General features: G+C 59.8%; 9 protein-coding genes. 4 read left to right on the plus strand and 5 right to left on the minus strand.

What is annotated here, in order from left to right; genetic code table 11:
* The first annotated feature begins 443 nt into the window (after positions 1-443).
* Both SO139_RS20290 and SO139_RS20295 read left to right on the plus strand, forming a co-directional pair.
* Positions 444-1,880: an NAD-dependent succinate-semialdehyde dehydrogenase gene (locus tag SO139_RS20290; RefSeq protein ID WP_498540480.1), complete on the plus strand. Its 1,437-nt coding sequence runs from the start codon at positions 444-446 to the stop codon at positions 1,878-1,880.
* A 31-nt stretch (positions 1,881-1,911) separates the two neighbouring features.
* On the plus strand, positions 1,912-2,892 hold the full coding sequence (locus SO139_RS20295) for a Bug family tripartite tricarboxylate transporter substrate binding protein (protein WP_498540481.1): 981 nt from the start codon (positions 1,912-1,914) through the stop codon (positions 2,890-2,892).
* Here the strand turns inward: SO139_RS20295 and SO139_RS20300 are convergent.
* The 3 genes from SO139_RS20300 to SO139_RS20310 form a co-directional block, all read right to left on the minus strand.
* Complete coding sequence (locus SO139_RS20300) at positions 2,879-3,661, minus strand: IclR family transcriptional regulator (RefSeq protein ID WP_498540482.1); 783 nt, start codon at positions 3,659-3,661, stop codon at positions 2,879-2,881. The two genes, SO139_RS20295 and SO139_RS20300, sit on opposite strands and share 14 nt — an antisense overlap.
* 252 nt (positions 3,662-3,913) lie before the next feature.
* Positions 3,914-5,587 carry an FAD-dependent oxidoreductase gene (locus SO139_RS20305; RefSeq protein WP_498540483.1) on the minus strand — a complete coding sequence of 558 codons (1,674 nt, stop codon included), beginning with the start codon at positions 5,585-5,587 and terminating at the stop codon, positions 3,914-3,916.
* Positions 5,587-6,285 carry an isochorismatase family protein gene (locus SO139_RS20310; protein ID WP_498540484.1) on the minus strand — a complete coding sequence of 233 codons (699 nt, stop codon included), beginning with the start codon at positions 6,283-6,285 and terminating at the stop codon, positions 5,587-5,589. Before SO139_RS20310 ends, SO139_RS20305 begins: the two co-directional genes overlap by 1 nt.
* Before the next feature lie 181 nt (positions 6,286-6,466).
* On the opposite strand from SO139_RS20310, the gene SO139_RS20315 reads away from it, so the two are divergent.
* Positions 6,467-7,294 (plus strand): IclR family transcriptional regulator, encoded by an 828-nt coding sequence (locus SO139_RS20315; protein WP_498540485.1) that lies wholly within the window; start codon positions 6,467-6,469, stop codon positions 7,292-7,294.
* An 18-nt stretch (positions 7,295-7,312) separates the two neighbouring features.
* A complete protein-coding gene (locus SO139_RS20320; protein ID WP_498540486.1) occupies positions 7,313-7,498 on the plus strand; it encodes a hypothetical protein in 186 nt (61 codons plus the stop codon).
* 165 nt (positions 7,499-7,663) lie between these two features.
* On the opposite strand, the gene SO139_RS20325 is transcribed toward SO139_RS20320, so the two are convergent.
* Both SO139_RS20325 and SO139_RS20330 read right to left on the minus strand, forming a co-directional pair.
* Positions 7,664-8,725: an aromatic ring-hydroxylating dioxygenase subunit alpha gene (locus SO139_RS20325; RefSeq protein ID WP_498540487.1), complete on the minus strand. Its 1,062-nt coding sequence runs from the start codon at positions 8,723-8,725 to the stop codon at positions 7,664-7,666.
* 19 nt (positions 8,726-8,744) lie between these two features.
* Positions 8,745-9,026: amidohydrolase family protein (locus SO139_RS20330; protein WP_498540488.1), on the minus strand; the 282-nt coding region annotated here is incomplete at its 5' end.

Below are 9,026 nucleotides of genomic sequence, written 5' to 3' on the forward strand. Positions count from 1 at the left end.
AGCGTTCGATCGTTGCAGCGGCTCTATGGCGGGATGACAAGACAAGCGAAGGCCGACCAGCCCGGCACGCGTTTGGTGCGGACCAGATGGCAGTCGCGTTCAATCTCCTCCCAGTATGTCCAATAGATGGACAATGTGCTCAAAATCACTAGATGGCGATTGTGTCAATGGTCTATGCGTCTCTCGTGGTCCGGGCGCGGCCCTTCAGCGCGGCCGTTGTACTTGCCGGTTCAGTTCAGTTGCTTGAAATTGTTACGATTCTCGCGGGTTCGCGCGGTGCGCATGACTTGGCGATCCCAGGCGCAATGGCTTTTGGCGCGGCTCTCGACGCTTGACGCGCTGGGCGATGACAGACAAGATCGATTTATATGTCCGTCTGATGGACATCTCGCAGTTGTTGTCTGTTGGGCTCGAATAGCTCGCCCGCAGTAGGGAGAAAATCTATGAACTATCCTTCGGTCCAACTTCATATCGGTGGCAAGTGGCGGTCGGCCTCCACGGGGCGCACGCTCAAGGTCATCAATCCGGCAACCGAAGAGAACATCGGCTCGGTTCCGCATGCCGACCGCTCCGATCTTGATGAGGCGCTGGCCTCGGCAGAAAAGGGCTTCAAGACCTGGCGCGCGGTATCGCCGCTCGATCGGTCGAAGATCATGCGCAAGGCGGCCGAGCTGATGCGGGAGCGCTCCGACAGGATTGCGGAAATCATGACGCAGGAGCAGGGGAAGGTTCTTGCGGAAGCCAAGCTCGAAACCCTGACGGCCGCCGACATCATCGAGTGGTTCGCCGAGGAAGGACGCAGGGCGTACGGCCGCATCATCCCCGCGCGTGCGCCGGGGGTCTATCAGATGGCGATGAAGGAGCCTGTGGGGCCAGTCGCAGCCTTCACGCCCTGGAACTTTCCAATCAATCAAGTGGTGCGCAAGCTGAGCGCGGCGCTGGCCGCGGGCTGTTCGATGATCGTCAAGGCGCCCGAAGAGACGCCAGCCTCGCCGGCCGAGCTGATCCGGGCGTTTGTTGATGCCGGCTTGCCGGATGGCGTGCTCAACCTGGTCTTTGGCGTGCCGGCGGAGATCTCGGAATACGTCATCCCCCATCCGGTCATCCGCAAGATCTCGTTCACGGGCTCGACCAAGGTAGGCAAGGATCTGGCTGCCCTCGCGGGACAGCACATGAAGCGAGTGACGATGGAGCTCGGCGGCCATGCGCCGGCGATCGTGTTCGACGATGCGGATCTGGAATCCGCGGCGAAGATTCTGGTCGCCGCAAAGTATCGAAATGCCGGACAGGTCTGCATCTCGCCCACCCGATTCCTGGTCCAGGAAGGCGTGTACGACAAGTTCGTGCAGCACTTTGTCGAGGGAGTGAAGTCGATCAAGGTCGGTAATGGCCTTGACCCCGCGTCAAGGATGGGGGCGCTGGCAAATGATCGCCGCGTCGCGGCGGTCGAGGATCTGGTGCAGGACGCGGTCAGCCAAGGCGGCAAGCTGGCGGCAGGCGGCAACCGCGTGGGGAACAAAGGCTATTTCTTCGAGCCAACGGTTGTGACGGACGTCCCCAAGTCTGCGCGCGCGATGAATGACGAGCCGTTCGGTCCTCTTGCTCTGATTTCTCCCTTCAGGAAGTTCGACGACGCGGTCGAGGAAGCAAACCGCCTTCCATACGGCCTTGCCTCTTACTCGTTCACCAAGTCGGCCAAAACGGCTGCGGCAATCGGCGCAGCTGTCGATGCGGGGATGATGTCGATCAACAGCTTCTCACTGGCTCTCGCCGAAACGCCTTTTGGCGGTGTCCGCGATTCGGGCTACGGGTCCGAAGGCGGTATCGAGGGCATGGACGCGTACCTCAGCACGAAGTTCATAAGCCAAACCGGCATCTGAGCAGGAGCAAATTGGATAGGAGGATCTGGCCATGAGTCTACGCAGTTGGTCTTGTATATTGATTGCGCTGGGCGTGCTCGTTGGGTTGTCCACATCGGCAACTATCGCGCAGAGTTCCTCCTATCCTAACCGTTCCATCCGCATTGTTGTTGGCTTCGCGCCGGGCGGAAGCAATGACATTCTCGCACGACTCCTGGCTGAGAAACTGAGCAGGTCGCTCGGTCAGCCCGTTGTCGTCGAGAACAAGCCGGGAGCCGGAGGCGGGCTTGCGGCAACTTTCGTCAAAAGCCAGGCTCCTGACGGGTACACGCTGCTCGTGGGCGCCAGCGGGGCGATGGTCGTTGGACCGGCCATTGGCGCTCCGGCGTCGTATGACACGCTGAAAGACTTCGACCCGGTGAGTATGCTGGGGACATTCCCACTGGTGCTGGTGGTCAATTCCGGATCGACAAACCGAACATTGAAGGAGTTCGTGACCTGGACGAAAGCCAATCCGTCCAGCGCGAATTACGCCAGTGCGTCCCCCACGTTCACGTTGGCCGCGGAGCTGATGAAGCTACGAACCGGCGCATTGATGCAGCGCGTTTCGTATCGCGGAAGCAACGACGCGGTGATGGCTGTGTTGGGTAACCAAGTCTCGGCGGCCATGACGGATCCACTGCCTGCTATGGCGCTCCTGAATGATGCCAAGCTGCGCGCGCTCGCGGTCACGTCCAAGAACAGGTTGCCCGAACTTCCTGATGTTCCGACGATGGCAGAAGCGGGAGTCGCCGGAGCTGGAGCGGAATTCTGGACAGGCCTCTTCGTTCCAAAGGGAACACCCGGCGAGGTCGTCTCCCGGCTCGAGAACGAGGCGCGGGCCGCAATGGCGGACCCGGATATCCGCCAGCGGCTTCGAGCACTCGCGACAGACGCTACGAGCAGCTCCTCCCTGGAATTCACCGATCGTATCAGGGCCGATCTGAGGGCGTGGACCGACGTTGCGAAGGAAGCGAATGTCACCCTTGAATGAATTCACCGAAGCGACGGGTGTCCGCCAGCGAGGAATAGTGACCCAAATTCCTCGAGATCGCCGTCGACGTCGTAACAACTGCTTGCGCAAGGCTGTCTATTCGTTCGTTGCCGGTTCGGGCCATCGGAGCCAGCAGGGCGACTGAGCCGATGACCGCTCCGCCCATTTCGAACACCGGTGCTGCGATCGACACAGCGCCGGTAACGGCGTCACCGCGATCGACGGCATAGCCGTCCAGGCGAATGCGCTTTAGCACTCGTCTGAGGGAGGCACGGCGCGTGTCGCTCGAATGACGACAAATAGCCCGATGTTGGATGCCTTCGTCTCGGAACGCCAAGATAGCTAGGCCACCGGCATCATCGGCCATCGGGGCTGCTTCGCCGACGCGACGAGAAATCGAAAAACACTGGCGGCTGGCGTATTCGAGCACGCAGAGCGTTGTGTCGTCTTGGGCGGTCAACAGGAGGGCGGTCTCGTCAGTGTCGTTCCTCAAAGCCTCGATCAGTGGCGTCGCAACTGGTGTGAGGCGATGTCCCGATAGCCAAGCGTGCGCGAATTGCATTACGCCCGAAGCCAGTCGAAACTCCGTCGGTTTGCTGGCGGTTTCCAGCAATCCAGTCGAACACAAGGTGCTGAGGAGGCGGCTGAGGGTAGCCCGGCTTAGGCCGGCGCGGCGCTCGATGTCTGTTGCGCTCAAGCTCGGGCTTTCGGGAGTAAAGCACCTTAGGACCGCGACAGCCCTGTAAACCGCTTGGACGTCGTTGGACATGCCGTATCCGGAGTGAGATGGCGTATCGCCCGCGGGGACTACCCCGATCTAGTCAAGCTGACATAGTCCTGTTCCGAACTCCTTGCGCCAGATCAAACGGCAGAATGACTGAGGGAGGGGGACGATCAGCAGGCAGGCAAACTTGACGAATCGCTAAGCTTGAATGGATTCGCGCTACGCCCAGGAGCCGCGAAAGAACTTCCTTATGAACTGCGATTGCCGCTCGGCGTCGACGTGCAACTCGACCGATCGCTACGCAGCGGCGGAGCCCTTGACCGAGACTTGAGCGTAGCCAGAAATTGTCTGGATCAGCTGTCGCGCGTCTTTCGGTGCAGCTTCGCCTCGCCAAGCCACGTGCTGATCGGGTCTTACTAGGATCAAGGGATGCTTGATCGCGTCGGGCGCATCCTTGGGATCGATATCGACAACAGCGAGCGGAACACCAAGTATCTTGGCTGCGTCGACCATTGGGGCGACTTCGAGGGCTCTATCGCGCCGGATGAGCGTGTAGTCGGATCCGAACAGGTCGTATATCGAGCGACCATCCCTCAGGAAGAAGTGCGGGAAGCGGCACCCTGGCACGGATGACGGTGTGAAACTTCCCATGGCGTAGGGCGGCTGCGACTCACCGTCGTACGCGATCAGAGGCGAACAGTCGTAGTAGTAGCCGAAATTAAGCCCGGCGCAGCAATACTGGTTCACGTTGAGATCATAGACCTTGGTACCGATCTGACGTCGGGTTGCCTGTCCCTCAGGACCTTCCGCCTCGATATTCGGCGGTACTTCACGACGATGCTTCGCCACCTCAAGAGCATGGTTCATTGCGAAGCGAGAGACCTGCTCAGTAATGGGCATGCGCTCAGCTTCGTACGCATCGAGAATTGCAGGAGCGCCCCACCCACTGAGGTGGGCGGCCAGCAACCAGGCCAAATTGGCAGCATCAGCAATTCCGGCATTCATCCCGTAGCCGGCAAAAGGTACCCAAATGTGAGAAGAATCACCGCAGAGGAAGACGCGTCGGTCCCGGAAGCGATCGGAAATCAGTCGGCGACCAAACCAATCTTCCTTCGAGATGATTTCGTAAGAGAAGTCAGGCCCGACGCCGAGAATCGCGCGGATCGACTGGTCTCGGTCGATCGACTCGAAATCCGCTTCGCTATCGTTGAGGTAGTTATGGACGAGCCAAGTCTCTCGGCCATCTATGGCGTAGGCGATGCCGCATCGACGAGGGTTCAGCGAAAAGTTGCCCCAGGCGAGCGGTTTGCTCATGATCTGAGCCAAGTCCGGTGCGCGCAGATATGTGGATTGCACGCGCTGCACGACGGGGTCGCCCACCATCTTGGCGCCGATCTGCCGGCGCACAAGAGAACGACCGCCGTCGCATCCGATCATGTACCGGGCTTGGAATGTGAGCGTGCTACCATCGTCCAGCGATGAAGCTCGTGCAGTCACGCTATCCTCGGTCTGCTCGAAACTTTCCAGAGACGTTCGGTTGACAACCCGGATGTTTGGCATCGCAATGGCGTGGTCGAACAGGATCGGTTCGAGAAAAATCTGATTGATGCGGTGAGGCGGCTCCGGAGTTGGCCACTCGGTATCGGGCCCGTGATCGCCGGACTTTCGCCCGGTCGCCGACGGGATGATGATGCGAGCTAGTTCCTGGCCCGTCGCCGTAGTTCGATACACGACGTCGTGCGGGTAGTCCGGTGGCAAGCCATTGGCGCGAATTTTTGCTGCCAGACCCAGGCGCCTGAAGATTTCCATCGACCGCGCGGATACGTGATTGCATTTCACGTTTGGCGGCTCGCCGGCGGCCCGCAGTTCGACGATCACGACATCGACGCCGCGTGATGCGAGATCCATCGCGAGCGTTAGGCCAACAGGGCCTGCGCCAACGATCAGCACGCTAGAATTTACGTCTGACATTAGGCCGTCTTCCGCGATGCTGCGGGTTCCAGTCTGGACAGCAGTTCGTCGGTCGTAATGACTTCCCCGAAATACTGCATGATTGCTGCCAATGACGCGTTGTGTTCGGCGTCAGTGTGTGTCGCATTCGCATCCGTCAGGAAGAACGTGCGATAGTTGAGCATCATTGCGTCACGCGCGGACGCCTCGCAGCAGACGTTGGTCAGCGTGCCGACGATAGCGACTGTATCGACACCCCTCTTGCGTAGCTGCTCATCGAGGTTGGAGGAGGTCTGAATGAACGCGCTGTAACGGCTCTTTTGCAAGACGATGTCTTCGGGCCGCACCGGGAGATCGGCGTGAATGTCGTGCCCTCTGTGGCCGGGGCTCAACTCACGCAGCATTTGGGCGCGGCGGTCCGGCTTCATGAAGTAGTTGAACCAGGTGCTCCAGCTTTCTGTCTCTTCGTGGATCGTCATCTTGACCCAGGCCACCAAGCCCCCGCAGTCACGGAAACCCTGCGCGAGCTTGTTGATCTGCGGAATGATGTCGGTTGCGCCAGGAACCTCGGCCGGCATGCCAGGAAGGAGGAAGGCGTTCTGCATGTCGATGATAACGAGCGCGGCGCGGGCGGCATCGATGCGACCGTAGAGGCGAGGGCCGCCACGACGAAGGTTTACGCGCTGCATGATCTCGTCGGGGATCGCTACCTTGTGCATTTTACGGCTTCCTCGAATGCGCGGTGAATGTCGTCCGTATATCGGACGAACCGGCTTTTGAGTAACTAGAGCCAGATTCCCGGAAATGGTCAACTAAAAATGGCGACTACGGAGCTGTTGTTCTTGCGTTTGGTCCGAATATCGGACAGAATTGCCGACTGTTGATGATGTGAAGCTGATCATGACGCAGACCCCGCGAGCCCAAGGTAAGAGCGCAATCTCGAACGTTCCCATAATGGCGGAGAATGAGGCGGGCGGCGGTAGCTTCAACCGCGCAGTTATCATTCTTCGGTTCCTGGCACAGGACGCCCGCCGTGGAACGTCCGTCCCCGACATCGTTGCCCGCACGGGCCTACCTCGTCCTACGGTGCACAGAGTTCTAAAACAGCTCAGGGACGCGAACTGGGTAGAGGGCGAAGGAGTTCAGATCTATCTAGGAAAAGACCTAGCCTGCCTGGGCTTGGCGGCTACAGTCAGACACCCGCTTCACCGCATTGCGGATGAGGTTCTCGCGCGTTTGGCACGAGAGATGGAGCAGACTGTCTATCTAATCTTACGGGTTGGATACGAAGCGATCTGCATCAGCCGGCACGAGCCCGAGAATCCAATCCAGACACTTGTGCTTCAAGTTGGTGCGCGGGAGGCCCTCGGTATCGGCGCAGGTGGTATGGCCATTCTTGCCTCGCTGATCGAGACCGAGGCAAAACGAATAATTGAGAGGAATCTATCGCGTTATCAACAGCGCAACAACTTCGACGAGAGTTCGTTCCGACGGGCCTATGCCTTGGCTCGTAGTCGAGGCTACGCTGCCCATGATGGGCTTTTTCGAAGAGGCATCAGTGGGATTGGAGTGACCGTGAGGGATGCTGCAAGCAATCCTCTTGCTGCCATCAGCACGGCATTTGTCTCCGAATGGCTGGACAAGGGCCAACGCGAGCGTTGTGCAGCGCTCCTACAGCAGGCCGCAGCCGACGTTTCTGAAGAGCTGTCATTCCAAACAGCATCGTGAGACCATTGCAGGTCCGAGATGTGGCCCGAGCAGCCGGCCGATCTCACCCGGCATGACATGCTGATCTACAACCTCGCCAACGATCCCTATTTGCTACGCCTCAGCAAGGGCAGTACCGCTCAGACTGTCCGCATCACGACCACGCTCGCCAGCAATAACGGCGTGAGCAGACTTTTTGAAGTCGGGGCGGGCCGCATTGAGTAATTGCGCGTCGACGCGTTGGTTTGTGGAGAGCTATCAATGCGACGTCGACAGGTTGTCCAAAATGGCGAGCGAATGATAAGCAGTACGCCGATGCTTCTAGCTATTAGCCAAGCGTGCTCCAGTCGCCACCTTCCATTGTTGGCGTACAAGGCAACGAGCATTTGACTACACCGCCAAATGACTCCGCTCCGGCGCACTGGCGTCCATGGCGATCGGCTTCGGAACTTCTTCCTCGTCATGCTCGTGGAGGAGGTCGAGCAGGCGCTTGCGCATCAACATGCCGGGGCGATCGGACGGCATGTGCTTCTCGATCTTGCGGCCCATGTCGACGATTGCGTCCGGGTCGGTCGATTCCAGGATGTCCCGATCTTCTGCGATGATGGCGGTATCCCAGTCGATCAGTTCTTGCGCGGAGCAGTCCGCCTCGGTGTCGTTGCGGAACAGGAGCTGCACGACTTGGATCTTGCCGTCAGCGATCGGCGTTGCGCAGTTAAAGATGATATGCCGGATGCCGGAGGGATACTCCATGTCGAGCCGCCGGCAGAACGGCATGAACCATTTGTTGCGCATGTGGCGCTTTGTATAGGGTTCCGTTGTCCCAGAGATCTTCGCCGCCATAGGCGGGTTCTTGACGGTGACGATGGTTTCCGCCTCGAAGCCGTAATCGGTCTCGACGATCTCGTATTTTTCCGGTCGCGGCTGGTCGATGTCGCCGAACGTGTTCTTGTGTACGAAGGCGAAGTGCGCGTTGTCGAACGAGTTCTCCATCAACCGCAATGCTGCCGTGTTCCAGGTGTCGTAGAACTGGAAGATCCGGCGATAGGCGGGATCGCTGTCCTCAGGAATGTCGGGAATGTCACGCAGCGGCTCATCGAGAGCAACCCAGACATAGCCGTAGCGCGTTTTCGTGCGGAACGCGCGCGCCCTGGCGTCGGGGATCGGTTGCTCGAACGGAAACTGCGGGATCATCACCAGCTTGCCGTCGCGGTCGTATTCCCAGCCGTGATAACCGCAAACGATATTGCCGTTGCGGCACCAGCCCTTGGAGAGTCTTGCGGTGCGATGGCAGCAACGATCCTCCAGCGCCGCGGGTTCGCCCTTGGCATCGAGAAACAGCACGATCGGCTCGCCGAGCAGCGTGAAGGGCTGCGGCCCGCTCTCGAGTTGTTCGATCCGCATGATCGCGTACCAGAAGCGGCGAAGCACCGGTTGTTTGGTGGCCAGCATGAGGTGTCTCCCAAAAAATTCAGCCGGCGACGCGCGTCACGACGTGCGCCGCGTCGGAGCGGAGTCGTGCAAGGTCGAGGCCGGGGATGGCGCCGTCGTCAACGACGGTCCGCCCGCCGATCAGCAGATGACGCACACGGGCGCCGCCGCAGATCACCGGTGCGACCAGGAGATCATGCATGCCAAAATGGCGCGGCTGGTCGAGATCGAACACGGCGATGTCCGCCTGCTGGCCGGGCGCAAGCGTACCGATCTGCGGCAAGCCCAGCACTCGCGCACCGCCGGCCGTGGCCCAGTGCAC

The sequence above is a fragment of the Bradyrhizobium sp. UFLA05-89 genome, from assembly GCF_059803475.1.